General features: G+C 62.4%; 19 protein-coding genes. 9 read left to right on the plus strand and 10 right to left on the minus strand.

Annotation, left to right across the window (positions count from 1 at the left end; genetic code table 11):
- The first annotated feature begins 151 nt into the window (after nt 1-151).
- A complete protein-coding gene (locus J3P92_RS14310; protein WP_434647750.1) occupies nt 152-2,362 on the plus strand; it encodes a TonB-dependent siderophore receptor in 2,211 nt (736 codons plus the stop codon).
- A gap of 193 nt (nt 2,363-2,555) precedes the next feature.
- Nucleotides 2,556-3,770, plus strand: a complete 1,215-nt coding sequence (locus J3P92_RS14315; protein ID WP_434559181.1) for a multidrug effflux MFS transporter — start codon at nt 2,556-2,558, stop codon at nt 3,768-3,770.
- A 7-nt stretch (nt 3,771-3,777) separates the two neighbouring features.
- Here the strand turns inward: J3P92_RS14315 and fabF are convergent, their stop codons facing one another.
- Genes fabF through J3P92_RS14330 form a run of 3 tightly spaced genes read right to left on the minus strand, consistent with a single transcriptional unit; the run spans nt 3,778 to nt 9,241 of the window.
- The gene (gene fabF / locus J3P92_RS14320) at nt 3,778-5,076 is read right to left on the minus strand and encodes a beta-ketoacyl-ACP synthase II (RefSeq protein ID WP_434647752.1); all 1,299 of its coding nucleotides are present in this window, start codon (nt 5,074-5,076) and stop codon (nt 3,778-3,780) included.
- The gene (locus J3P92_RS14325; RefSeq protein ID WP_434647755.1) at nt 5,073-8,135 is read right to left on the minus strand and encodes an efflux RND transporter permease subunit; all 3,063 of its coding nucleotides are present in this window, start codon (nt 8,133-8,135) and stop codon (nt 5,073-5,075) included. Before J3P92_RS14325 ends, fabF begins: the two co-directional genes overlap by 4 nt.
- Nucleotides 8,132-9,241: an efflux RND transporter periplasmic adaptor subunit gene (locus tag J3P92_RS14330; RefSeq protein ID WP_434647758.1), complete on the minus strand. Its 1,110-nt coding sequence runs from the start codon at nt 9,239-9,241 to the stop codon at nt 8,132-8,134. Before J3P92_RS14330 ends, J3P92_RS14325 begins: the two co-directional genes overlap by 4 nt.
- 211 nt (nt 9,242-9,452) lie before the next feature.
- Here J3P92_RS14330 and J3P92_RS14335 point away from each other — a divergent pair, with 211 nt between their 5' ends.
- Nucleotides 9,453-10,913 (plus strand): efflux transporter outer membrane subunit, encoded by a 1,461-nt coding sequence (locus J3P92_RS14335; protein WP_434647760.1) that lies wholly within the window; start codon nt 9,453-9,455, stop codon nt 10,911-10,913.
- A gap of 53 nt (nt 10,914-10,966) precedes the next feature.
- Here the strand turns inward: J3P92_RS14335 and J3P92_RS14340 are convergent, their stop codons facing one another.
- Together J3P92_RS14340 and J3P92_RS14345 are read right to left on the minus strand one after the other, a co-directional pair.
- Nucleotides 10,967-11,587, minus strand: coding sequence for a TetR/AcrR family transcriptional regulator (locus tag J3P92_RS14340; protein WP_434647763.1), 621 nt, complete (start codon nt 11,585-11,587; stop codon nt 10,967-10,969).
- 88 nt (nt 11,588-11,675) lie between these two features.
- Nucleotides 11,676-12,632 carry a threonine dehydratase gene (locus tag J3P92_RS14345; RefSeq protein WP_434647766.1) on the minus strand — a complete coding sequence of 319 codons (957 nt, stop codon included), beginning with the start codon at nt 12,630-12,632 and terminating at the stop codon, nt 11,676-11,678.
- Nucleotides 12,633-12,735: 103 nt separating this feature from the next.
- On the opposite strand from J3P92_RS14345, the gene J3P92_RS14350 reads away from it, so the two are divergent.
- The 3 genes from J3P92_RS14350 (at nt 12,736) to J3P92_RS14360 (ending at nt 15,633) form a co-directional block, all read left to right on the plus strand.
- Nucleotides 12,736-13,548 (plus strand): helix-turn-helix transcriptional regulator, encoded by an 813-nt coding sequence (locus J3P92_RS14350; protein WP_434647769.1) that lies wholly within the window; start codon nt 12,736-12,738, stop codon nt 13,546-13,548.
- A 168-nt stretch (nt 13,549-13,716) separates the two neighbouring features.
- Nucleotides 13,717-14,676 (plus strand): response regulator, encoded by a 960-nt coding sequence (locus J3P92_RS14355; protein WP_434651126.1) that lies wholly within the window; start codon nt 13,717-13,719, stop codon nt 14,674-14,676.
- A 3-nt stretch (nt 14,677-14,679) separates the two neighbouring features.
- Complete coding sequence (locus J3P92_RS14360; protein ID WP_434606072.1) at nt 14,680-15,633, plus strand: diguanylate cyclase; 954 nt, start codon at nt 14,680-14,682, stop codon at nt 15,631-15,633.
- Nucleotides 15,634-15,756: 123 nt separating this feature from the next.
- Here the strand turns inward: J3P92_RS14360 and J3P92_RS14365 are convergent, their stop codons facing one another.
- Nucleotides 15,757-16,182, minus strand: coding sequence for a VOC family protein (locus J3P92_RS14365; protein WP_420763703.1), 426 nt, complete (start codon nt 16,180-16,182; stop codon nt 15,757-15,759).
- Nucleotides 16,183-16,298: 116 nt separating this feature from the next.
- Between J3P92_RS14365 and J3P92_RS14370 the strand changes: the two genes are divergently transcribed.
- Nucleotides 16,299-17,225: a LysR substrate-binding domain-containing protein gene (locus J3P92_RS14370; RefSeq protein WP_434647772.1), complete on the plus strand. Its 927-nt coding sequence runs from the start codon at nt 16,299-16,301 to the stop codon at nt 17,223-17,225.
- 12 nt (nt 17,226-17,237) lie between these two features.
- On the opposite strand, the gene J3P92_RS14375 is transcribed toward J3P92_RS14370, so the two are convergent.
- From J3P92_RS14375 to J3P92_RS14390, 4 genes are all read right to left on the minus strand, one after another.
- The gene (locus tag J3P92_RS14375) at nt 17,238-18,086 is read right to left on the minus strand and encodes an ureidoglycolate lyase (RefSeq protein ID WP_434647775.1); all 849 of its coding nucleotides are present in this window, start codon (nt 18,084-18,086) and stop codon (nt 17,238-17,240) included.
- 25 nt (nt 18,087-18,111) lie between these two features.
- Nucleotides 18,112-18,852: an SDR family oxidoreductase gene (locus J3P92_RS14380; protein ID WP_434559201.1), complete on the minus strand. Its 741-nt coding sequence runs from the start codon at nt 18,850-18,852 to the stop codon at nt 18,112-18,114.
- Entirely contained in the window at nt 18,849-20,231 is a 1,383-nt protein-coding gene (locus J3P92_RS14385; RefSeq protein WP_434647777.1) for an MFS transporter, read from the minus strand. Before J3P92_RS14385 ends, J3P92_RS14380 begins: the two co-directional genes overlap by 4 nt.
- Nucleotides 20,232-20,476: 245 nt before the next feature.
- On the minus strand, nt 20,477-21,415 hold the full coding sequence (locus tag J3P92_RS14390; protein WP_434559205.1) for a LysR family transcriptional regulator: 939 nt from the start codon (nt 21,413-21,415) through the stop codon (nt 20,477-20,479).
- A 114-nt stretch (nt 21,416-21,529) separates the two neighbouring features.
- Between J3P92_RS14390 and J3P92_RS14395 the strand changes: the two genes are divergently transcribed.
- On the plus strand, nt 21,530-22,711 hold the full coding sequence (locus J3P92_RS14395) for a fumarylacetoacetate hydrolase family protein (protein ID WP_434647780.1): 1,182 nt from the start codon (nt 21,530-21,532) through the stop codon (nt 22,709-22,711).
- 46 nt (nt 22,712-22,757) lie between these two features.
- On the plus strand, nt 22,758-24,542 hold the full coding sequence (locus J3P92_RS14400; protein ID WP_434559209.1) for an IlvD/Edd family dehydratase: 1,785 nt from the start codon (nt 22,758-22,760) through the stop codon (nt 24,540-24,542).
- Nucleotides 24,543-24,578: the final 36 nt, after the last annotated feature.

A 24,578-nucleotide genomic window follows, 5' to 3' on the forward strand; every position in this document is an offset into this window, starting at 1 on the left:
AATTCCCTACAAGCCTGACAATATTAATGCAAACCCTTATCATTCACAGTCAGATTATGGCCAGTAGACACTAACTTCGCTCGCCTGCCCTGCCGCCGGACCGGGACGATAGGCTTGCGAAGATCAATAACAATCCTCAAGGACTTCCTCGATGCTCGTAAGAAAAACAACAGTTGGCACCGAAAAACGTTACGTCTCGCGTCATCCAGCGTTTCACTTGAGCACTCTGGCCCTGGCTTTGGGGAGCATCTTTTCAGCACAGGCGTTCGCCGCACAAGAAGAGGCTGCAGCCAACGCTCCTCTTCAACTCGGCGAAATCAACATCAATGCCGCCGCCGTGGAAAACCCCACGGCGCCGCTGGCCGGCAAAGTCGCCCTGCGCAACGGCAGTGCCACCAAGTCCAACGCGGCCATCACTGAAACGCCGCAATCGGTGTCCGTGGTCACCGCCGATGAAATGCGCGATCGCAAGTCCGACACCATGGCGGACGCCCTCAGCTACACCCCGGGCTTCACCAGCCAACCGAGCAGCTTCAACCGCACCTCGGACCGGTTCCGCATTCGCGGCTTCGACGTCGAATCCGCCACTGGCGGCTCCCTGCGCGACGGCATGCGCCTGCAAAACAACTCCTACGATGGCGTCCAGGACCCGTATGGGTTGGAGCGCGTGGAAGTTATCCGCGGCGCGGCGTCGGTGCTGTACGGCCAACTGTCGCCAGGCGGCTTCGTCAACGGTGTCAGCAAGCGCCCGACCGAAACCCCGCTGCATGAGTTGGGGCTGCAATATGGCAACCATGATCGCAAGCAACTGACCGCCGACTTCAGCGGCCCGCTCGGTGACAGCGAGGTCCTCACCTACCGCCTGACCATGCTCAAGCGCGACAGCGACACCCAGCAGGATTACGTCAACGACGACAAGCTCTACATCGCCCCGGCCCTGACCTGGCGCCCTGATGAAGACACGTCCCTGACCCTGCTCTCGTTCTATCAGAAGAGCGACACGCGTTTCTCCGCCCCGCTGCCCTATCAATTGGTCAAAGGCGTAGGCAACGGCCCCTTCACCATCGGCCGCCACGATTTCATCGGCGAACCCGACTACGACGACATGAACGGCGAGATGTCCGCCATCGGTTATGAGTTCGAACACCGGTTTGATGAACACACCCGTATCAGCAACAAGTTGCGTTACTACGAAGCGGATGTGAAGTGGAAATACATGCAGATTCGGACAGGGAATCCAGTCAATACAGCAGCCGCCACGGGCGTTTTGGGTCGTCAGTACAGTGATCGGCGGGAGCGCTCCCGGGCGTTGGCCAGCGACACCAACATCGAGACGCGTTGGAACATTGGCGGGATTGAAAACACCTTCCTGGTGGGTGCCGATACCTACGACGCGTCATACGACTCGCATAACTTCCGAGCCAACTCGACCTCTATCAATATTGGTGACTACAACTACGGTCAGCCAGTGGTGGTGGACAAGAGCCGGAACCGCGACCGCGGTTCACAGATCGATACCTTCCAGACAGGTATCTACCTGCAAGACCAGATCAAGTTCGACGATCATTGGCTATTGCTGCTCGGCGGTCGCCACGATTGGGCAGATCAGGATCAGGAAGGCTTCGCCACCGGCGAGAAGCTGAGCCAGAACGACGAATCCACCACTTGGCGCGCCGGCCTGGTGTACCAGGCGGACAACGGCCTGGCACCTTACATCAGCTACAGCGAATCATTCTTCCCAGTTGCGGTGGCCGACGCGCCTGGCCAGACATTCAAGCCTACAGAAGGCAAGCAGTACGAAATCGGCATCCGCTACCAACCTCCGGGCAGCAATACACTGTTGAGCGCAGCGGTTTATGAACTGACGCAGGAAAACGTCTTGAAGCGCGACCTGGCTGGCCTCAATCCCCAGCAGATTGGCGAGCAGCGCTCCCGTGGGCTGGAACTCGAAGCCAAGTCCGACATCACGCCTCAACTGACGGTCATCGCGACGTACGCCTACACCGATGCGCGCATCACCAAAAGCGTAATCCAGAGCGAAGTGGGTCAGCGCAGCGAAGATACGCCTTACCACCAAGCCGCGCTGTGGGCCGACTACAACTTCGCCCGTTTCGGCGTACCGCAGCTGAAAATCGGCGGCGGCGCGCGCTACAAGGGAACCACCCAAGCTTCGGGCATCGATTCGCAAATGCCTGCCTACACGCTGTTCGATGCAATGGCCAGCTACCAGATCGACAAGAACTGGGACATCGCCCTCAACGCCAACAACGTGACGAACAAAAAATACACTTATTGCGAATTTGCCATCTGCCGCTACGGCGACGAGCGCGAGTTGGTGACCTCCGTCAACTTCCGCTGGTAAATACCCCTGACTCGGTCGGCGCCGACAGGTGTCGACCGAGTCATTTCAGCTGTATAAACTTTTGTAAGCCCTCTCGAATCCCCTCATCGCACCCATCCCCCTAAATTTTCCATTGACCTTGACGCCCTAGATGATGATCGTCATATTACGATCATCATAAGCCAGACAAAACCGGCCAAGAGGGGGTTGATCCATGAAAACCGCAGATGCATCAGCGATTGTGCAGACGCAGCCACTCGCATCGAGCCCAGCCCTGACCGGCCGAATCGTCGCACTGCTCGCCGGCCTCGCGGCCATCGGCATGCTCTCCACCAATATCATCCTCCCTGCGTTCCCGGTCATCGGTGATGACCTCGGGGTGACCGCTCGCGAACTGGGCCTGACGCTCTCCAGTTACTTCGTCACCTTTGCCCTGGGTCAGTTGGTGGTCGGGCCGTTGGCTGACCGTTATGGACGGCAGAAACTGGTGCTGGGCGGACTGTCGGTGTTCATAGTCGGCACCGTCATCGGCGGCCTCGCCACCACCCTTGAGGTACTGATTGCCGGCCGCGTCGTTCAAGCACTGGGCGTGTGCGCGGCCTCGGTGCTGTCGCGGGCCATCGCACGGGATCTGTTCGAAGGCGAGACACTGGCCCGCGCCCTGTCATTGACGATGGTCGCCACGGCCGCTGCGCCAGGTTTTTCACCCTTGGCGGGCAGCGTGCTGTCCGTCACGCTCGGATGGCGCGCCATCTTCATCCTGGTGGGATTGGCCGCCGTGGTGCTGGCGTTCTTCTATGTACGCGATCTTGGCGAAACCCATCCCGCCGACCGCCGGGCGCCGCACTCTACCGGCAGTGTGGTGCGCGCTTACGCCAGGCTGATGGTGGACAAGCGTTTCATCCTCCCTGCCCTGTCGATGAGCCTGTTGCTCAGCGGTCTGTTCGCGTCATTCGCCGCTGCCCCGGCCATTCTCATGAAAGGCATCGGCCTGACGTCCCTGCAGGCCGGCCTGTATTTCGCATCAACGGTGTTTGTGGTGTTCGCCGCCGGCCTGGCCGCTCCTCGCCTGGCCCGACGTTTTGGCCCAGGTAACACCGCCCTGCTGGGCATTGCCTGCGCCATGATCGGCGGTGGTTTGCTCATCGTGGGGCCGGCCAGCCCGGGGCTTGGCTGGTATGCGGTGTCGATGGTGACGTTCCTGTGGGGCATGGGCCTGGCGAACCCCTTGGGCACGGCGATCACCATGGGACCTTTCGGCAAAGAGGCCGGGATGGCCTCGGCGCTGCTGGGTTTTCTCTCCATGGGTGCGGCAGCGTTGACCACCTGGCTCGCCGCCGTGCTGAGCTTTTCACCCATCGCCACACTGGGCGCGATACAGGCGTTGACCTGCCTGGTCGCGCTGGTGCTGTTCCGCTTGCGCCGCTGACGCGGCGTCAATCGTCCCAACGACGGAATAACACGCTGGCATTGACGCCACCAAAACCGAACCCATTCGACAGTGCATGGGTGATCGGCATTTTCCGGGCCTTCAGGCCAACCAGATCGAGGCCGTTGGCTGCCTCGTCGGGATGCATCAGGTTCAGCGTCGGCGGCACGATCTGATCACGCAGCGCCAATACCGTGAAGATCGCCTCGATGCCGCCGGCCGCGCCCAACAAGTGGCCAGTGGCTGATTTGGTAGAAGTGATCGCCACGCCTGCGCCCGCGCCGCCGTTCGTGCCAAAAACCGCGCGGATCGCCGCCAGCTCACCGGCATCACCCACCTGGGTGGACGTCGCGTGGGCATTGATGTGCTGCACCTCGCTGGGGTTGAGACCCGCCTGGCGCAACGCTTGCTCCATGGCGCGGCGGGCTCCGTTGCCATCCTCCGGGCCCGCGGTCAGGTGGTAGGCATCGGCGCTGGTGCCATACCCCACCAATTCCGCCAGGGGCTTGGCACCCCGGGCCAGGGCGTGTTCCAGCGACTCGATCACCAGCAACCCGGCGCCTTCGGCCATGACGAAGCCGTCGCGCTCCCGATCGAACGGCCGCGAGGCCTCTTGTGGACGCTCGGCAAATCCCGTGGACAGTGCCCGCGCCGCCGCGAAGCAGCCCAACGTCACGCGGTCGATCGCCGCCTCGGTACCGCCGCAGATGGCAATGTCCGCCTCGCCACTCTTGATCAGCCGGGCGGCATCGCCAATGGCTTGTACGCCGGCAGCACAAGCGGTAACCGGCGCACCTAGCGGCCCTTTGAAACCATGCCGGATGGACACCTGCCCGGCCGCCATGTTGGCCAGGAAAGCCGGCGCGGTGAACGGCGACAGTCGACGTGGACCGCGAGCATCGGTGGTGCGCACCGCATCGGCAATCGTGGCGAAACCACCCACGCCCGAAGAAATGATCGTGGCAGTCCGCTCCTGATGGACGGGATCAACGGGATGCCAGCCCGCCTGCTCCAGGGCTTCGTGAGCCGCCACCAGGGCGAACTCGATGAAGCGGTCCATCTTCTTGCGATCCTTGGGCGCGATGAGGCGCTCCGGGTCGTAACCGGCGATACCGTCCTCTTCCAAGGTCGGCACTTGCCCCCCCACGGCGACGCCGGTCCCGTCGGTGACGTCGGCGGACAGGTTGCGAATGCCGGATTGCCCGGCCAGCAAGCGCTGCCAGACCTCTTCCACCCCGCAGCCCAGCGGGCCGACGATGCCTACGCCAGTGATGACGATGCGTTTTTGACCTTCGAGATTTTTCATGAAGCCCTCTTCGTATCAGGACGGATCTTGAACCAGATGGAATACATCGCCGGCAGGAACACCAGCGTCATGATGGTGCCGACGAACGTGCCGCCGATCAGGGTGTAGGCCAGCGTGCCCCAGAACACCGAATGTGTCAGGGGGATGAATGCCAGGATTGCCGCCAGTGCCGTGAGCAACACCGGCCGTGCACGCTGCACCGTGGCCTCGATCACCGCATGGAACGGATCCAGCCCTTCGTTGGCGTTGTGATGGATTTGCCCGATCAGGATCAGCGTATTGCGCATGAGAATGCCCGACAGGGCGATCAGGCCGACCAATGCATTGATACCAAATGGCTGATTGAAGATCAGCAATGTCGGCACGACGCCGATCAGCCCCAGTGGCGCCGTCAAGAACACCATGATCATCGCCGAGATCGAGCGCACTTGCAGGATGATGATCAGCAACGTCAAGGCGACCATGATCGGCACCAGCGGCACGATGGCCTTGCCGGCCTTGCCCGACTCCTCGATGGCGCCCGCCTGCTCGATCCGGTAGCCGGCGGGCAACGTGTCGATGACCGGTTGCAGTTGCTTGATGATCGCGCTGGAGACGTCCGGTGGCTGCAGGCCTTCGGCAATATCGCCGCGCACCGTCATGGTCGGCGTGCGATCACGACGGCGCAGGATCGGATCTTCCATGCGCACATCCACCTCGCCGACCTGGGACAGCGGAATGCGCTGGCCTGTCGCGCCCACTAGGGTGAAACCTTCGATCCGCGCGGGGTCGAGGCGGATGTCACCGGCGGCGCGGCCGATCACCTGCACCGAACGGATGTCCTCGCGCACTGCCGTGATCGGCACGCCGCTGAGCAGGAATTGCAATTGCTGGGCAACCGCATTGGACGTCAGCCCCACCGCTTGCAAGCGGTCCTGGTCGAGATTGAAATGCAGCGTCGGCACCAAGGGTCCCCAGTCGGTGTTGACGGTCCTCATCATCGGGCTCGCCTGCATGATGCCCTGGACCTGACTGGCGATCTCGCGCAGCTTCGTCGAATCAGGGCCCATCACACGATACGCCACGGGGAACGGTGAATACGGGCCGAACACCAATTGAGTGACCCGCACCCGCGCCTCGGGAGCCAGCCCCTCGGCGATCGCTTCGCGGAGACGGAACTTGAGGGCTTCGCGTGCTTGCTGGCTGTCCGTCAGCACGACAATCTTGGCAAATGACGGATCGGGAAGTTCCGGCGCCATCGCCAGGTAGAAACGCGGCGCGCCTTGGCCGATGTAGGCGGTGACGATCCGGGCCTCTTCCTGTTGTTGCAGCCAGGCCTCGACCCTGGCGGTGGTGGCGCTGGTTTGCTCGATGGAGGTGCCGTACGGCATCTGCACTTCCACCAGCACCTCGGGCCGATCCGAGGTCGGAAAGAACTGTTTTTTCACCAGGCCCATGCCGAGGATCGCCAGCACGAATGTCGCGATCACCGTACCGGCCACCCACCATTTACGAGCGATGACTCGCGTCAGCACTCGGCGGAAACGGTTGTAGTGCCGCGTGTTGTAGATGGCCGCGTGCCCGCCTTCGACCTGCTTGATGTCGGGCAACAATTTCACGCCCAGGTACGGTGTGAATGCCACCGCGACCACCCAGGAAGCAATCAGCGCGATGCCGACGATCCAGAACATGTTGCTGGTGTATTCGCCAGCGGTCGATTGCGCGAAGCCGTTGGGCATGAAGCCGATGGCGGTCACCAGCGTGCCGGACAACATCGGTGCGGCCGTGTGGCTCCAGGCATACGCGCTGGCCTTGATCCGGTCGTAGCCCTCCTCCATTTTCACCACCATCATTTCAATGGCGATGATCGCATCGTCCACCAGCAAACCGAGCGCGAGGATCAGGGAGCCGAGGGTGATTCGGTCGAAATTCTTGCCGGTGGCGGCCATGACCACGAACACCACGGCCAACGTCAACGGCACGGCCGCCGCGACCACGACACCCACGCGCCAGCCCATGCTGAGGAAACAGACAATCATCACTACCAGCAGCGCGACGAAGAACTTGACCATGAACTCGCCGACCGCCGAGTCGATATTGACCGATTGATCGGTAACCTTGGTCAGCGCCATGCCCAGCGGCATGTCTTGGTTGATCTTGCTGATCTGCGTATCCAAGGCCTTGCCCAGGTCCAGGCCATTCCAGCCCTCGCGCATGATCACGCCCAATAACAGCGCCTCTTCGCCACCGTTGCGCACCAGGAACGTGGCGGGGTCTTCATAGCCGCGCTCGACAGTCGCCACGTCCGACAGCTTCAGCGAGCGCCCCTGTACCACGACCGGCGTGTCGCGAATCTTCTGCAGCTTGTCGAAAGCGCCATCCAGGCGCAGGAACACCTGCGGCCCGACGGTTTCGATGGAGCCGGCGGGCGTGAGCATGTTCTGGCTGTTGAGGGCGGTAAAGATATCCTGGGGCGACACACCCAAGGTCGCCAAGCGATCGTGGGAAAAGGACACGAAGATCCGTTCGGCCTGCTCGCCGATGATATTGATCTTCTTCACGCCTGGCACATGCAGCAGTTGTTGGCGCAGCGCTTCGGCATCACGCACCAGCCGTCGTTGCGGCTCGCCTTTGGCTTTCAGGGCGAACAAGGCGAAGGTCACGTCGGAAAATTCATCATTGACCATCGGCCCTATAACCCCGGGCGGCAGTTTGATCGCCTCGTCAGCCAGCTTCTTGCGCGCCTGGTAGAACTCTTCCTGCACTTGCGACGGCGGCGTCCGATCGACCAGCGACACCATCGTGAACGCAAGGCCGGGACGGGTATAGGTTTCCGTGCGGTCGTACCACTTCAATTCTTGCAGGCGTTTTTCCAGCGGTTCGGCGACCTGGTCTTGCATTTCCTGGGCTGTCGCGCCTGGCCAGGCGGTGATGACCGTCAGTTGCTTTACCGTGAAGGGTGGGTCTTCCGCGCGGCCGAGCTGGAAAAAAGCGAGGACACCCGCAACGGCGATCAGCAACAGCAGGAATACCGTGATGGAACGCTCGCGGACGGCGAGCGCGGAGAGGTTGAAGCTCATGGGCGACTCCCCGCAACCTTCACGTCTTGCGGTTGCGCAAGACGCACTGCCTCGCCCTCGTGCAGCAGATGGGCGCCGAGCGCAACGATCTGCTCGCCCATTTTCAGCTCGCCCAAGACCTGCGCGGCGTCGTCGCTCAAGCCGACGACCTTCACCGGACGCCAGGCGACTGTCGCCGGTTCGCCCGTGATGACCCAGACACCACTGCCTTTGCCCGAGTCGAAAATGGCAGCGATCGGAACTTGCAGTGCCTGTTCCGTCCGAGGCCCCGCGGCGACCCGGAGCGTGACCGTGGAACCCAGCGGTGCGCTGGCCAGCGCGCCCTCCAACACGTAACGCGCCTCGAAGGTGCGCGTTACAGGGTCGGCGGAATCCGACAGCAACCTCAGCTTCGCATTGACCGCCTCGCTGGCATTGCCGTACAGCGTCGCCTGGGCGACTGACCCCGACGTCGGCCGCAGGGTTTCAGGCAGTTGCACTACGGCTTCGCGCTGGCCTGCCCGGGCCAGTCGAACCACGATTTGTCCAAGAGCGACAACTTGCCCGGGCTCGGCGAGCGTTTCCATCACAACGCCATCGGCGTCGGCGAGCAGCACGGCATAACCAGAAGCGTTGCGGGCAACGTCAGCCTGGGCCTGGGCCGCGCTGAGTTGCGCCCTTGCGGTATCGGCGGCGGCCTTGATCTGGTCGTAGCCCGAGGCGGAAATAGCGCCGGCAGCGACAAGGTCTCGGTAACGAGCCTCGTCATCGGCGGTCTGCTTCGCCCTCGCCCGAGCGGCGGCGACGGCCTCCTGTTGTGCTCGCGCTTGCAGCCCCAGGTCGACAGGGTCCAGGCGCATCAGTGGCTGGCCGCGCTTGACCGTCTGGCCGGTGTCGACCAGCCGCTCGAGGACCTTGCCCGACACGCGAAAGCCCAGGTCGCTCTGGACCCTGGCCGTGACCACGCCGGTAAACGAACGCGACCGGTCGGGCGAACCCAAAACTTGCGCGACCCTCACTATGGGCGCAAGCGTGCGTGGATCTTTCTCGGTGGATGACTCGCCACACGCCGTCAGGACGAGAGGCAGCAAGCAAGCGGCAAGGGTGACAGGTCGGCGCCGGAGCATAAGGTCCCTTTTCATGAGCGGACAGGATGGAAGGCGCATTCTCATTCGAGTGACCATATCTGTCAATCGTCACGACCCATGCACTATGACCGTCAGCCTTCAAGCCGTGTTGCGCTTAACAATTGTCCGTTAGCCCTGCCTGGAAGCCAATTGACAGCGTGTGACCATTTTATGATATGGTCACAATCCGCATCGACTCGAGGAATTTTCCATGCCACCCTTGCGCCCCCTGGCTTTTTTTCTGAGCACCGGCTTGTTGACAGGTTGCGCGGTCGGCCCGGACTACCATCGTCCCGCAGTCCCACTTTCGAGTCGTTACATAGGCCAGCCTCTGGTCGAACAGCGGTCCTCGAGCGTTCGGGCCGACTCGATTGTCTGGTGGGAAGCGTTTGGTGATCCAAACCTCACGGTGTTTGTCACCAAGGCCCTTGAACAAAACCTGGACTTGGCGCAGGCATCGGCGCGCGTGATGCAGGCACGGGCCGGACTGGGCGCAGCGAACGCCGCTTTGCTGCCCTCGGGAAATATCAGTGGCCAGGCCGCGCGCGCCTACCAGTCGGTGGAGACCCCGCTCGGCCAGGTGCTCGATTCAACGCCTGGCTATGATCGATACGGAAGTTCCTACGAACTCAACCTCGGCGCCAGTTGGGAGATAGATGCCTTCGGCGGCCTGCGGCGTGGACGCGAAGCAGCGCTGGCGGACTACCAGGCGTCCGAGGCCGGTGCGGTCGCCACGCGCTTGGCGGTCACCGCGCAGGTCGCCGACACCTACATCACCGTTCGTGGACTGCAGGCCCGGCTGGACATTGCAAACCGACAGGTCAGGACGCAGCAAGACCTGCTGGAAAAAGTCCAATTGCTGTACAACAAAGGCCTCGCCGCCAGCTATCAGGTTCGCCAGACCGAGGGGCAACTGGCACAAGTCCAGGCAACGTTACCGGTCCTGCAGACCGGCCTGGATGCCGCGATGAACGCCTTGGATGTCATGCTCGGCACTCCGCCCGGCACCCATCGGCCGCTATTGGCCGAGCGCCGCGACATTCCCCTCGCCCCACAAATAACCACAACCGGAACGCCGGCGGACCTGCTGCGTCGCCGGCCAGACCTGATCGTCGCCGAGCGTCACCTTGCGGCCTCCAATGCGCGCATCGGCGAGGCCGTCGCCGAGTACTATCCAAAGTTCTCCCTCAGCGCCTTGCTCGGCAGCGCCACGGCGGTGTCCGGCGGTAACTTGTTCAGTGGCGGCGCCAGCCAATCGGCGGGCGTGCTGGGGCTGCGCTGGAGGCTCTTCGATTTTGGCCGCATCAACGCCCGGATCGACGAGGCCAAGGGCGAGGAAGCCGAAGCGTTGGCTGCTTATCGCCAGTCCGTGCTGCGCGCCACTGAAGACGTCGAAAACGCCTTTAGCGCGCTGGTCAATCGCGAAACCCAGGCGACCACCCTCACCCAAGGCGAAACGTCTTTGAACCAGGCCCGTCAATCGGCCTTCGTCGCCTACCAGAAAGGCACCGCCAGCCTGATCGACGTGCTCAACGCCGACGAGACGTTGCTGCAGGCATCCGATGCCCGAGCGCAGGCTCGAACGGAATCAGCACGGGCAGCGGTCGCGGCATTCCGTTCGCTTGGCGGTGGTTGGCAAGCTCCCGAGGAAGGAGCTGTGGCGGCAAGGTGAACATTTTTAGAAATGGTCACTAAATAGCGGCAAGAGCGGCCATCAGCCAAAGCTCAGGGCATCAGGCTACGCAGGATGAGATTGGTCGTGAGCGTGGGGGCTTCCTCGACGAAGTCGAGGTTGTATTGCAGCAGCAAGGGGTTGACGAACGGCCGCAAGGCCAGGTGGATGGCCTCCACCGTTTCGTCCAGAGGCGTGCGTCGTTCAAACTCGCCGAGCTCACGCCCTTGGCGGATAATCTCCAGCACGAAGCTCTTGATCCGTTCGTTATACGCCTGGGAACTGGGCCAGCGCTCCGAAGCCGAGAAAGCCGCGATATCGTAGAGCTTGCGGTCGTTGAAAAACAGGTTCACGCCCGTGACCACTAATGTTTTGACCAGCCTGCGCAAGCGCTCCGTTGCCGTCAGCCCGTCTATGTTGATCGCCTCTTCCACCGCCGCGACGATCGTCGACAGGCAGTTGGCGCAGATGGCTTCGCCGATCGCCTGCTTGGAATCGAAGAACTTGTAGATGTACGCCTTGGAGAAGCCGATAGCCTTGGCCAGGTCGGAAACCGTGGTCTTGCCAAAGCCGTACTGGCTGAAATGTTCATGGGCGGCCGCGATGATCTGGTCACGAATGTCGTGATCGGCGGGTCCACGGGCGCTGGGTGGTGCAATGGATGGCTGGTTCATCGGGGCAGCTTACGCATCCCGACGACCGTTGACAACTTATGACCAAACCTGGATTTAGTCACAATCCCATCGCCCTGTCGTCTCTTGACTACCCGATTACGCGGGCATACACCGATCGATCGATATTACCGCCGGACAAAATCACCCCGACCTTCTTCCCTTCCATCTTCCCGCGCTCCTGGATAAGCGCCGCCAACGCCGCCGCGCCGGCACCTTCGGCCAGGTTGTGGGTGTCGGTGTAATAGACGCGCATGGCCTCGGCAATTTCCTGGTCGCTGACCGCTACGATGCGCGCCGCGCCAGCGCCGTAGATGGCGAAGGCCTGCGCAATCGGCTTGCGCACGGCGAGGCCGTCGGCAAAGGTATCGGCCGAGGCGGTTTCGCGGATTTCACCCGCTTCAAATGACAGTTTCGCCGCCGTCGCCTCGGTGGACACCACGCCCACGACCTGGCTTTGCAAGCCCAGGGCATCACGGGCAGCGATGACCGCGCAGATCCCGGAGCCGCAGCCAATGGGCACGTAGACGGTGTCCAGGTCAGGCACGGCCTTGAACAGCTCGAGCGCGTAGGTAGCGACGCCTCTGACCAGCTCGGTATGAAACGGCGGTACGAGATAGAGTCCCTGGGTCTGCGCCAGGCGTGCCGCTTCTTCACGGGCCTCATCGAAATCGCGACCGTATTCGATCACTTCGCCACCGAAGCCGCGCATGGCGTCGTTCTTCTCGACCGAGTTTCCCTCCGGCACCACGATCAATGACCGCAGCCCCGCCGCGCTGGCCGCCAGCGCCTGGCTCTGGCCATGGTTGCCACGGGTCGCGGTGACAATGCCTTTCGTTCGCGGATGCTCACGCTTGAGCCAATCCATGAATGTGATGCCGCCGCGGACCTTGAACGCGCCCGTGGGGGTATGATTTTCGTGCTTGACCCACACCGTGCAACCGAGACGTTGCGACAGCAAGGGCCAGGCGTACTGGGCCGTGGCGGGCATGACCTGGTAGACCTGGCGAGCCGCTTGTTCGATATCGTCGAGAGTCAGTGCGTACATGATGGGTCTCCTTGGGTTTCGGCCAGTCTAGCCAGGGACGCCGAAGCCGGGCTTTCAAAAAACTGACCTGACTTTTGTCCCCTCGCTTCACTACTATGGGTAGATGAGCCATCGAAACCGCCCACAGCCACCGCGCCCGATTGAATCGACCCGTCGCGTCGAGGCCGGCCCGTGGCTCATCGAACTGCTCCCCGGTAGCGCCTATTCGGCTCGATACGTTGCAACCCAGCCGGTCATCGGCTTTGCCTTCGACAGCCAGCGAGGCCTGCATGCCATTGGCAGCGACCGGGTGCAGCCGTTCTACGCCAAGCCCAACGGCCTGGCGTTCGTGCCAGCCCAGTGCGACGTGTATTCGGAGTCACCCGTTGGCGGCGAATACCTGCGTCTGGTGCGCACTGACGGCGTCGTGCTGCCTGGAGATCATGCGTTCAACAATCGCGTCGACCCACGCGCCAGCGCCCTCGCGCAACGCATGCGCAAGGCGTTGCTGCACGCTTCGGTCGAAGATGATTGGCAAGCCTGGGCCGTGGCGCTGGCCGAGCGCGTGACGCCGGGCGAACATTCTTGCGCAACGCTCCAGGGCTCCATGACCGACAGCCGGATGCGCCTGCTCGACGAGTTCATCGATGCCGGCCTCGATCAACCGCTGGGCGTCTCGGCAATGGCGCAGTTGCTGGGATTGTCCGAAGGTTATTTCATGCGCGCCTTCAAGTTCGCGACGGGCAAAAGCCCCCACGCTTACCTGATCGACCGCCGCCTCGCCAAAGCCCGGGCGTTGATACGCGACTCATCGGCGACGTTGGCACAAATCGCCCACGCCTGCGGTTTCAGCTCCCAGGCGCACATGACAACAACGTTCAAGCAGCGCCTAGGGGTGAGCCCGGCGCAGTTGCGCCAGATGACGAGTGGCGTTTGACGCCCTTGACTTAATGGTCCAGTTTTTAAAAGAAGCCAAGACAGCATCCCGTTCATTGATCAGAGGGCCACTGCCGCCTATGAATGAGGCACGAAGGAACTCCCCCGCTATTCGTCGTTGGACACCCCAGTGCCGTTGATCCCTCTGGTTGTGTGCGATGACTCCACCATGGCGCGCAAGCAAGTGTTGCGTGCGCTGCCGCAAGACTGGCCGGTTTCAGTCACCGAGGCGGTCAATGGCCGCCAGGCCATGGATGCCATACGTCAGGGCCTCGGCCATGTGGTGCTGCTCGACCTGACCATGCCGGAAATGGATGGATACCAGGTCCTGAGCGCGTTGCGCGCCGAAGGCCTCCAGGCGCAGGTCATCGTGATTTCCGGTGACATCCAGGATGAGGCCGTGCGCCGCGTCCTTGAGCTGGGCGCGTTGGCCTTCCTGAAAAAACCGTTCGATGAAAACGAACTGCGCCAGACCCTCAATCGCGTGGGGCTGTTGAGCCAGCCCGGTCAGGCGCCGCCGCAGAACCGAGCGACACCGAACACGGCCATCAGCTTCCAGGACGCGTTCCGCGAAACGGTCAACGTTGCCATCGGCCAGGCAGCCGCCCTGATTGCCAAGGTGCTGGGGGTTTTCGTGCAACTGCCGGTGCCGAACGTCAACGTGCTCGAAGTCGGCGAATTGCACATGGCCTTGAACGACGTCGGCGGTTCCCAGCAACTCACGGCCATCTGTCAGGGGTTTATCGGCAGCGGCATTGCCGGCGAAGCCCTGCTGATTTTCCATGATTCGGAAATCGCCGATATCGCCCAATTGATGCAGCGCGAAAGCGCCGACTATTCAGACCTGGAGATGCTGGTGGACCTTTCGAGCATCCTGATCGGTGCGTGCCTGAGCAGCATCGCCGAGCAGATCGATGTGGTGTTCTCCCAAGGTCATCCGCAGGTCCTCGGCCAGCATGCGGCCATCGAGGAATTGATCCGGGCAAACCGCGTCCATTGGAAAAAAACCCTCGCGGTGGAGATCAGCTACGGCCTCGAAGGCCAGGATATCCGCTTCGACCTGTTACTGCTGTTCACGGAGGATTCCATCGAGCGGCTGACCCACAAACTCGCCTACCTGATGAGCTGAGCCATGACCGACTCCATCGATCTGAACGAATTCCACTGGTTGCTGGCCATCGTTCAGAGCATCGACGTCGGCGTGGTGGTGCTCGACCGTGAGTACCGCGTTCAGGTCTGGAACACCTTCATGGAGAACCGCTCCGGCGTCCAACCCAAGGACGCCCAGAACCGGAATTTCTTCAGCCTGTTCCCGGAAATCGACCGCCAATGGTTCAGCCGCAAGGTGGAAAGCGTCGCGACCCTGGGCACCCCCGCCTTCACGGTCTGGGAGCAGCGCCCGTACCTGATGCGCTTCAAGAGCTACCAACCGATCACCGGCCAGGAAGAGTTCATGTACCAGAACACCACCTTGCTGCCGCTGCGCTCGCCTGACAACCGAATCAACCATATCTGCCTGGTGATCTATGACGTCACCGACGTCGCGACCAATCGCCATCAGATCCAGGCCGCCAATGCACAACTGCAGTTGCTCTCCAGCACCGATCGCCTGACCGGCCTCTATAATCGCGGTCATTGGGAAGGCACCCTGAAAGCCGCCTACGCCCGCCATCAGCGCTATGGCAACGCCCTGAGCCTGGTGATGCTGGACATCGATCATTTCAAGCAGGTCAACGACACCTACGGCCACCAGGCCGGCGACAAGGTGATCGAACAGGTTGCCGCGCTATTGCACGAGCACGTACGCGAGTCCGACGTGGCCGGGCGCTACGGGGGCGAAGAGTTCGGCGTGGTGCTGTCGGACACCGACCAGGCCGGCGCACGGATTTTCGCAGAGCGCCTGCGCAAGGCTGTCGAACAATTGTTGGTGCAGTACAACGGCCAGGAGATTCGGTTCACCATCAGCCTGGGCGTGGCCGACCTGAGCACGCCGGCGAACGACCACGCCGAGCTGATCGCCCGGGCCGACCAGGCGTTGTATACATCGAAGAAGACAGGGCGCAATCGCGTGACGGTGCACGGCTAAGGACGGCACCGAACCCTGTGGGAGCGAGCCTGCTCGCGAAGGCGTCGGCACATCCAACATCGCTGCAAACTGATCCAACGCTTTCGCGAGCAAGCTCGCTCCCACAGGGTCATGCGCATGCCGTTATTTGGCGAACAACTGACTCATGTCCTTGAACGCCTTGAACTCCAGCGCATTGCCGCAAGGGTCGAACAGGAACATCGTCGCCTGTTCGCCCACCTGCCCCTTGAAACGCACGTAGGGCTCGATCACGAATTGAGTGCCGAAGGATTTCAGTCGCTCGGCCAGCGCTTCCCATTCAGCCCACCCCAATACCACGCCAAAATGAGGCACCGGCACATCGTGCCCATCCACGGCGTTGCTGTGCACGCTTTCCTGGGACGCGGTCTTGGGGTGCTCGTGGATCACCAATTGGTGACCGTAGAAATTGAAATCGACCCACTGTTCACTGGAGCGGCCCTCCTCCAACCCAAACACTTGGCCGTAAAAAGTACGGGCTGCCGCAAGGTCATAGACCGGAATTGCTAAATGGAAAGGCGAGACGCTCATCGGGACTCCAAAGATTCAATCATGGGATACGCAACCGCGCATTTGCCCATCGTAGGCGCAGGAACCGAACAATAAAATCAATATAAATTTCTTAGAAAGACCATTAATCTTTATCAATGATCAAAGAACTCAAGACCCTCATTGCCGTCGCGCGCGAAGGCACCTTCGCCGCAGCCGGGCACAAGATCGGCCTCACCCAGGCGGCGGTCAGTGCGCAGATCCAGCGCCTGGAAGCCGAGTTGGGCTTCGAGCTATTCGACCGCAAGGGGCGCACGGCCCACCTCAACAAGCGGGGCCACCAGGTTCTCCTGCAAGCCCAGGAACTGCTTCGCCTTTACGAGAGTCTCGGCTCCGCCACCCCCGGGCTTCCCGCCAGCGTGCTGGTGAACATCGGCGCGATCGCCTCGGTCCAGCGCTCGTACCTGCCGGACGCTCTCGCCAGGTTTCACCAGCAATGCCCGCAGTGCCGCACACGCATCGTGCCGGGCCTGTCGGTGGAATTGATCAATCTGGTGGACGCCGGTGAAATCGACATGGCCGTGATGATCCGCCCGCCGTTCTCGCTGCAAAGCGATCTGCGCTGGACCACCCTGGCATTGGAGCCTTATCGGCTGATCATTCCCCGTGCAATGCCCGGCGAGGATTGGGCGGCGCTGCTGTCCAGCCAACCCTTCATCCGTTATGACCGGTCCTCGTTCGGCGGCAGGCAGGTCGATCGTTTCCTGCGGCAGATGCATTTCACCCTGCGGGAAGTGTGCGAACTGGATGAACTGGACGCGATCATCAAGCTGGTGGAAAAAGGCGTCGGTGTCGCCCTGGTGCCGCAGACGTCAGCCCATCAGCCGTGGCCCAAAGGCGTGCGGGCCCTAGACCTGGGGCCACACACGTTTCATCGGGACATCGGCCTGATCCATCGGTCGCGACAGAGCCTGGCCGACCCCGTTGCGATTCTTGCGGAGCTGGTCATCGAGCAGGCAGGCACGCCCGCAAGCGCGTCAGGTGTCGCAGACCCGAATAGGATTGGCGGCACTACTTACCCTTGAACGCTTCCCGGATCAATCCGCCTGCACGGTCACCTGACGCTGCTCACCCAATCCTGCAATCCCGAGGCGCATGGTCTGGCCCGGCCGCAGGAACACCGGGTTGGGCTTGATGCCCAGCCCGACACCCGGCGGCGTGCCGGTCGAAATGACGTCGCCCGGTTGCAGGCTCATGCACCGGCTGAGGTAGGCGATCAGTTGCGGCACGCTGAAGATCAGCGTCCGGGTGTTGCCGTTCTGATAGCGATGCCCGTCGACTTCCAACCACAGCTCCAGCGTATGCGGGTCTGGGATCTCATCCTTGGTCACCAGCCACGGCCCGAGAGGGCCGAAGGTGTCGAAGCCTTTGCCTTTGTCCCAGGTGCCGCCACGTTCGAGCTGCCATTCGCGCTCCGACACGTCGTTGATGACGCAATATCCGGCGACGTGCTCCAGGGCATTCGCTTCGTCGATGTAGCGCCCGCCTTTGCCGATGACCACGCCCAGCTCGACTTCCCAGTCGGTCTTGAGCGAGCCGCGGGGGATCTGGATATCGTCATTCGGCCCGCAAATGGCACTGGTCCATTTGTTGAAGATGATCGGCTCTTTCGGCACCTCCATGTTCGATTCGGCGGCATGGTCGGCGTAGTTCAAACCGATGCAGATGAACTTGCCGACCTGCCCGACGCACGGGCCGATCCGAGGCTGGCCGGTCACCACCGGCAAGCTGCGCGGGTCGATGGCCGCGAGTCTGGCCAGGCCTTCCGGCTCCAGGGCGTTGCCGGCGATGTCCGGCACATGGCCCGACAGGTCGCGGACCTGATGGTCGTCATCCAGCAGCCCGGGCTTTTCCGAACCTTTTTCGCCGTATCGCAACAGTTTCATGAAGTGCTCCTGTTCAAGTGAAAACTCAAAGGCTCATGCCGCCATCGATCACGTGCACCGCTCCCGTGGTGTAGGCGGACGCGTCACTGCCCAGGTACAGCGCCAGTTGCGCGATTTCCTGAGTGTTGCCAATGCGCCCCATGGGCTGACGGTCGAGAAACTGCCGGTAGACCTGTTGCACATCGACACCCTGCTGCGCGGCCTGGTCGGCAATGCGCTGGCGCAGCGATGGTGAATCCACGGTGCCGGGGCAGATCGCGTTGCAGCGGATCCCCTGGCTGACGAAGTCGATGGCGACAGATTTGGTCAGCCCCACCACCGCTGCCTTGCTGGCAGCGTAGGCGAAACGATTGGGCACGCCTTTGACACTGGACGCCACCGACGACATGTTGATGATCGACCCGCCACCCCGCGCCAGCATGCCTGGCAGGAACGCACGGATCATCCGGTACATGGCCGTGACGTTGAGGTCCATCGAACGCACCCAGGCCGCTTCGTCGCAGTCCAGGATGTTGCCGCTGTGCACGTAGCCGGCGCAGTTGAAGAGCACGTCCAGGCCGCCGATCCAGTCGCGGACAGCCTCGATGGCGCTGGCCGAGGTGACATCCAGGGTGACCGCCGTCACCCCTTCGATGCCCGCCAATGCGCGCGTATCGATGTCACTGGCAAACACCTCGGCCCCGGCCTGGGCGAAGGCCACCGCGCTGGCGAGGCCGATACCCTGCCCGGCCGCCGACACCAGCACCCGTTTGTTCTGCAGGCTCATGCGGTCTCCAGTTGCGTTGCCGGGACCGCGCTTTTTGGTGCCCTGGCGAGCATCGAGGCCGGAATGGCCAGGATCAGCCCGCCACTGACCAACAGGCACAGGGCCAGGACATAGGTACCATTGTTGATATTACCGGTAAGCGTCTCGGCCACGGCGGTGATCATCGATCCGGTGAAGCCCGACAGGTTGCCGATGGCGTTGATCATGCCGATCCCGGCAGCGGCAGCGACGCCCGACAACACGGTGCCCGGCAGGGTCCAGAAGATCGGCATAAGGCTGAGGATCCCCGAAGCGGAGACGCTGAGGAACAGCACCGACAGCACCAGGTTATCGGCGAAGAACGCACTGAGGATCAGCCCGGCGCCACCGATGAAGGCTGGAATCGCCGCGTGAAGGCGCCGCTCACCGGTGCGGTTGGAGTGCCGGGCGTTGAGCAGCATCGCCACGACGGCCACCGAATAAGGGATGGCGGTGAGCAAACCGATGTGCAGGCTGTTGGTGATGCCGGTGCTCTTGATGATCGAAGGCATCCAGAATGCCAGGCCATAGAAGCCGGTGTTGAAGGTCAGCAAAATCAACACCAGCAACCACACCCGAGGGTTGAAAAACACCTCGCTCAAGCGCGACGCCTTGCCCTGGTTGTCGGTTTGCAGGTTGGCCTTGAGCATGGCTTTTTCTGCTGCCGACAGCCACTTGGCCTTGTCGATGTTGTCGGCCAGGCAGACGATTACCACGAAAGCCATGATGATCGAAGGAATGCCCTCGATGATCAGCATCCATTGCCAGCCCGACAGGCCCTGCACGCCCTGCATGCTATTCATCAGCCAGCCGGACAAGATCCCGCCGAGGGTCAGGCTGACCGGCAAGGCCAACAGGAACCCGGACATCACCCGGCTCTGCCGGTGGGTCGGAAACCAGTAATTGAGGTAAAGGATCACGCCCGGGAAAAAGCCCGCTTCACAGATACCCAGCAGGAAACGCAGCACATAGAACATAGTGCTCGATTCGATATGGAAGAACGCCGCCAGCGGCACAGTGTAGGCCACCGCCATGGAGATCACCGCCCAGCTGAGCATGATCCGGGCGATCCAGAACCGCGCGCCAAAGCGATGCAGCAACAGGTTGCTGGGGACTTCGAACAGGAAATAGCCCCAGAAAAACATACTGGCGCCCAAGGCATAGACCGTGTTGCTGAATTGCAGCTCGTTGAGCATGTCGAGCTTGGCGAAACCGATGTTCACCCGGTCGAGGTAGGCCGCCATGTAGCACAACAGCAGGACAGGCAGGATTCGCCAGATGACCTTGCGGTAGGTCCGGTCCTCGAAATCGAGTCCGCCGGCGGAAGCCTGGGCGGGCGAATGCTCGGAGATGGTTTGCATGAGGTAACCCCTGATTGTTTTTATTGGGTCACGTCGAATGAGCGAGTCATCCGGCGATTGAACGAGGACTCTACTGTCGGGAAACGATTCTTTCCCAATGGCATTTTTGGATTAGTTGATAACCCAGTGTTATCAGAAATCGTAGGGGGCTACTGCGTAGCCCAGCGGGAGCAAGCTCCCTCGCCACGGGTTCAGCGCAAGCAGGCTGTGTGGGAGCGAGCTTGCTCGCGATGGCGGCGGCACGTTCAACCACTCAAGCGGGCGTTGTCCTTGAGGATCTCGGCGAACTCCAGGGCCGCGCCCACCAGCGGCTCGTCCTTGCGGGTGAGAATGCCGTAGTCTTGGGGCACCAGGTGCAGCGGTGTGTCGAGGGTCTTGAGCTGGCCGCTTTCGAGCAACGGGTCGACCATGGCGTTGGGCAACATGCCGATCATGGGCCCACGTTGCAGGACCTGGAGGAAAGTCTGCATCGAAATCGTGTCGATGGTGTTGCGCGGCATCCCCACACCAGCTTCGGCGAAGGCCAGCTCCATGCGGGCGCGAATCGGCGTGCCGACCGGATAGAGAATCCACGGCAGGTCCACCAGTTGCTGCAAGGATGTCGGCCCGGCGTTGGCCAGCGGATGGCGATCGTTGACCACGATGCAGAACGGTTCGGGGGCAAGGGGCTGGAAGTCGTAGCGCTGCTGCTGGCTTTGATCGGTGAAACGCGCCACGGCCAGGTCGAGCTTCTTTTCTTCGAGCATCTTCATCAGATGATTACTGGTTTGCTCCACCACTTCGATGGACAGCAAGGGCCAGCGCTGCTTGATCTGCAGGATCGCCTCGGGCAACGCCACCGCCGTCGCGGCAAAAATACCGCCGACCTTCAAGTAACCGTGGCCACCTTCTCGCAGGCTGCTGATCTGTTCGACGAACGAACGGGCGTCATTCAGGGCTATTTGCGCGTAGCGCAGCACGTGCTCGCCCAGGGCGGTGGGCGGCATGCTGCGCGGTCGACGCTCGAACAGGGCGAAGCCGAGCAGGCTCTCGATTTCCTTGAGCATTTTGCTCACGGCCGGCTGGCTGAGGTTCATCTGCTCGGCCGCCAAATGCATGTTGCAGGTGCGTCCCAGCGTGTCGATCAACAGCAGATGACGAAATTTGAGCCAGCCGCAAAAGCTGGAAAAGGACAGATCGGACATGGGCATTCCTCGGCGGCGCAATAACCAGGCGTTATCGGATACTGAATATATCTCATTGGAGTTCATCGACAACGGGCCCTAGCGTGAAGGCTTTACGAACCAGGAAGCCTGTCCATGTCGCTATTGCTTACTCCCGAGAACACCCTGCCGGTCGATGGCGTGGCCGGCACGTTGATTGGTCGCGCCTGGGTCCCGGGGCGGATCGCCGGGCCTTCGCCCATCGTGCTGCGCAGCGACGGGGTGTTCGACCTCTCGGATCGATTCGCGACCCTTAGCGACCTACTGGAAACACCCTCGCCCCTGGCGACGGTAAGAGAGACGCCTGGCACCTTCATCGCCACCCTCGAAGCACTCTTGGCCAACACCGGCCCCCACGCCGACCCGGCCAAGCCGTTCCTGTTGCCGCCGCTGGACTTACAAGTGATCAAGGCGGCCGGCGTGACGTTCGCGGCGAGCATGATCGAGCGGGTCATCGAGGAACAGGCCGGCGGCGACGCGGCCCGCGCCGAAGCCGTGCGCGCCACGGTCCACGGCGTGATCGGCGACAACCTGCGCTCGATCGTGCCGGGTTCCGAGCAAGCGATGCGCCTCAAGGCGTACCTCATCGAACAAGGTATGTGGTCGCAGTATTTGGAAGTGGGCATCGGCCCGGACGCGGAAATTTTCACCAAGGCGCCGGTGCTGGCCGCCGTGGGCAGTGGCAGCCAGATCGGCATTCATCCCGCCTCACAATGGAACAACCCGGAGCCGGAAGTAGTGCTGGCGGTGGACAGCCGAGGCCGGATCCACGGCGCGACCCTGGGCAACGACGTCAACCTGCGGGACATCGAAGGCCGCAGTGCGCTGTTGTTGAGCAAGGCCAAGGACAACAACGCCTCGTGCGCCATCGGGCCGTTCATTCGCCTGTTCGACGAGCAGTTCAGCCTGGACGATGTGCGCGCCTGCGAAGTCGATCTGCACGTACAAGGCGAAGACGGTTACCGGCTGCACGGTTGCAGCTCCATGAGCCAGATCAGCCGCGATCCGCAGGACCTGGCAGGCCAGACACTCAACGCCAACCATCAATACCCCGATGGCTTCCTGCTGTTTCTCGGTACGCTGTTCGCCCCCACCGAGGACCGTGATCATGCCGGCAGCGGTTTCACCCACAAACTCGGCGACCGCGTCAGTATCAGCAGCCCGCTACTGGGCAGCCTGCATAATCAGGTGACCCATAGCTGCGACGCGGCACCGTGGACCTTCGGCGTCGGCGCCCTGTTGCGTAATCTCGCCGCACGGGGGCTGCTCGATCGCTGAGCCCGACTGATCGTCGATTCACCCAATTACAAGAGAGAAATGAATCATGAGTGACACGCCAAAACGCCGCCTGCGCAGCGAGCAATGGTTCAACGACCCGGCCCACGCGGACATGACCGCGCTGTATGTCGAACGCTACATGAACTACGGCATGACCCGCGAAGAGCTGCAATCGGGCCGCCCCATCATCGGCATCGCCCAGACCGGCAGCGACCTGACGCCCTGCAACCGCCATCACCTGGAACTGGCGCAACGGGTCAAGGCCGGGATCCGCGACGCCGGTGGCATTCCGATGGAATTCCCGGTGCACCCCATCGCCGAACAGTCGCGTCGCCCCACGGCGGCCCTGGACCGAAACCTGGCGTATCTGGGCCTGGTGGAAATCCTCCACGGTTATCCCCTGGACGGCGTTGTGCTCACCACGGGTTGCGACAAGACCACCCCCGCCTGCCTGATGGCGGCAGCCACCACCGACCTGCCGTCCATCGTGCTGTCCGGCGGGCCGATGCTCGACGGTCGTCACAAGGGCGAGCTGATCGGCTCCGGCACAGTGCTGTGGCACGCTCGCAACCTGATGGCCGCTGGCGAGATCAACTACGAAGGTTTCATGGAAATGACCACGGCGGCCTCGCCCTCCGTGGGCCACTGCAACACCATGGGCACCGCCCTGTCGATGAATGCCCTGGCCGAAGCCCTGGGCATGTCGTTACCCGGTTGCGCAAGCATTCCGGCGCCGTACCGCGAGCGCGGGCAGATGGCCTACGCCACTGGCAAGCGCATCTGCGAACTGGTGCGCCAGGACGTGCGCCCTTCCCAGATCATGACGCGTGAAGCCTTCGAAAACGCCATCGCCGTCGCCTCGGCACTCGGCGCATCGAGCAACTGCCCGCCGCACCTGATCGCCATCGCCCGGCACATGGGCGTCGAGTTGAGCCTGGACGACTGGCAAAAAATCGGCGAGGACGTGCCGCTGTTGGTCAACTGCATGCCCGCTGGCAAATACCTGGGCGAAGGCTTCCACCGCGCGGGCGGCGTGCCGGCAGTCATGCACGAATTGCAAAAGGCCGGCCGCCTGCATGAGAACTGCGCCACGGTCAGCGGCAAGACCATCGGCGAGATCGTCAGCGGCAGCCTGACCTGCGACGCCGACGTCATCCACCCCTTCGACACCCCACTCAAGCACCGCGCCGGTTTCATCGTGCTCAGCGGCAACTTTTTCGACAGCGCGATCATGAAGATGTCGGTGGTGGGCGAAGCGTTCCGCAAGACTTACCTGTCCGAACCCGGCGCCGAGAACAGCTTCGAAGCGCGGGCCATCGTATTTGAGGGGCCGGAGGACTACCACGCACGCATCGACGACCCGGCGCTGGACATCGACGAGCGCTGCATCCTGGTCATCCGCGGCGCTGGCACCGTGGGCTATCCCGGCAGCGCCGAGGTGGTGAACATGGCTCCGCCCGCCGCGCTGATCAAGCGCGGCATTGACTCCCTGCCGTGCCTGGGCGATGGTCGCCAGAGCGGCACCTCGGCGAGCCCGTCGATCCTCAACATGTCCCCGGAAGCGGCCGTTGGCGGCGGCCTGGCGCTGCTACAGACCAATGACCGGCTGAAAGTCGACCTGAACACCCGCACCGTGAACCTGCTGGTGGACGACGCCGAGATGGAGCGGCGCCGCCGCGCCTGGACGCCAAACTTCCCGCCGTCGCAAACGCCTTGGCAGGAACTGTACCGGCAACTGGTCGGCCAGCTTTCCACGGGCGGTTGCCTGGAGCCGGCCACGTTGCACCTGAGGGTGATCGCCCGCAGTGGTGAGCCGCGACATTCACACTGACTCGGCGCCACCCACCGCTTCCAGTGGCGAGCGAGC

The organism is Pseudomonas sp. D3-27, assembly GCF_051132165.1.
Lineage (GTDB): Bacteria > Pseudomonadota > Gammaproteobacteria > Pseudomonadales > Pseudomonadaceae > Aquipseudomonas.

What these genes read in the sequence shown, in the direction of transcription:
- J3P92_RS14310 (WP_434647750.1), top strand. Translation starts at nt 152, where the DNA reads ATGCTCGTAAGAAAAACAACAGTTGGCACCGAAAAACGTTACGTCTCG.
- J3P92_RS14315 (WP_434559181.1), top strand. Translation starts at nt 2,556, where the DNA reads ATGAAAACCGCAGATGCATCAGCGATTGTGCAGACGCAGCCACTCGCA.
- fabF (WP_434647752.1), bottom strand. Translation starts at nt 5,076, where the DNA reads ATGAAAAATCTCGAAGGTCAAAAACGCATCGTCATCACTGGCGTAGGC.
- J3P92_RS14325 (WP_434647755.1), bottom strand. Translation starts at nt 8,135, where the DNA reads ATGAGCTTCAACCTCTCCGCGCTCGCCGTCCGCGAGCGTTCCATCACG.
- J3P92_RS14330 (WP_434647758.1), bottom strand. Translation starts at nt 9,241, where the DNA reads ATGCTCCGGCGCCGACCTGTCACCCTTGCCGCTTGCTTGCTGCCTCTC.
- J3P92_RS14335 (WP_434647760.1), top strand. Translation starts at nt 9,453, where the DNA reads ATGCCACCCTTGCGCCCCCTGGCTTTTTTTCTGAGCACCGGCTTGTTG.
- J3P92_RS14340 (WP_434647763.1), bottom strand. Translation starts at nt 11,587, where the DNA reads ATGAACCAGCCATCCATTGCACCACCCAGCGCCCGTGGACCCGCCGAT.
- J3P92_RS14345 (WP_434647766.1), bottom strand. Translation starts at nt 12,632, where the DNA reads ATGTACGCACTGACTCTCGACGATATCGAACAAGCGGCTCGCCAGGTC.
- J3P92_RS14350 (WP_434647769.1), top strand. Translation starts at nt 12,736, where the DNA reads ATGAGCCATCGAAACCGCCCACAGCCACCGCGCCCGATTGAATCGACC.
- J3P92_RS14355 (WP_434651126.1), top strand. Translation starts at nt 13,717, where the DNA reads ATGGCGCGCAAGCAAGTGTTGCGTGCGCTGCCGCAAGACTGGCCGGTT.
- J3P92_RS14360 (WP_434606072.1), top strand. Translation starts at nt 14,680, where the DNA reads ATGACCGACTCCATCGATCTGAACGAATTCCACTGGTTGCTGGCCATC.
- J3P92_RS14365 (WP_420763703.1), bottom strand. Translation starts at nt 16,182, where the DNA reads ATGAGCGTCTCGCCTTTCCATTTAGCAATTCCGGTCTATGACCTTGCG.
- J3P92_RS14370 (WP_434647772.1), top strand. Translation starts at nt 16,299, where the DNA reads ATGATCAAAGAACTCAAGACCCTCATTGCCGTCGCGCGCGAAGGCACC.
- J3P92_RS14375 (WP_434647775.1), bottom strand. Translation starts at nt 18,086, where the DNA reads ATGAAACTGTTGCGATACGGCGAAAAAGGTTCGGAAAAGCCCGGGCTG.
- J3P92_RS14380 (WP_434559201.1), bottom strand. Translation starts at nt 18,852, where the DNA reads ATGAGCCTGCAGAACAAACGGGTGCTGGTGTCGGCGGCCGGGCAGGGT.
- J3P92_RS14385 (WP_434647777.1), bottom strand. Translation starts at nt 20,231, where the DNA reads ATGCAAACCATCTCCGAGCATTCGCCCGCCCAGGCTTCCGCCGGCGGA.
- J3P92_RS14390 (WP_434559205.1), bottom strand. Translation starts at nt 21,415, where the DNA reads ATGTCCGATCTGTCCTTTTCCAGCTTTTGCGGCTGGCTCAAATTTCGT.
- J3P92_RS14395 (WP_434647780.1), top strand. Translation starts at nt 21,530, where the DNA reads ATGTCGCTATTGCTTACTCCCGAGAACACCCTGCCGGTCGATGGCGTG.
- J3P92_RS14400 (WP_434559209.1), top strand. Translation starts at nt 22,758, where the DNA reads ATGAGTGACACGCCAAAACGCCGCCTGCGCAGCGAGCAATGGTTCAAC.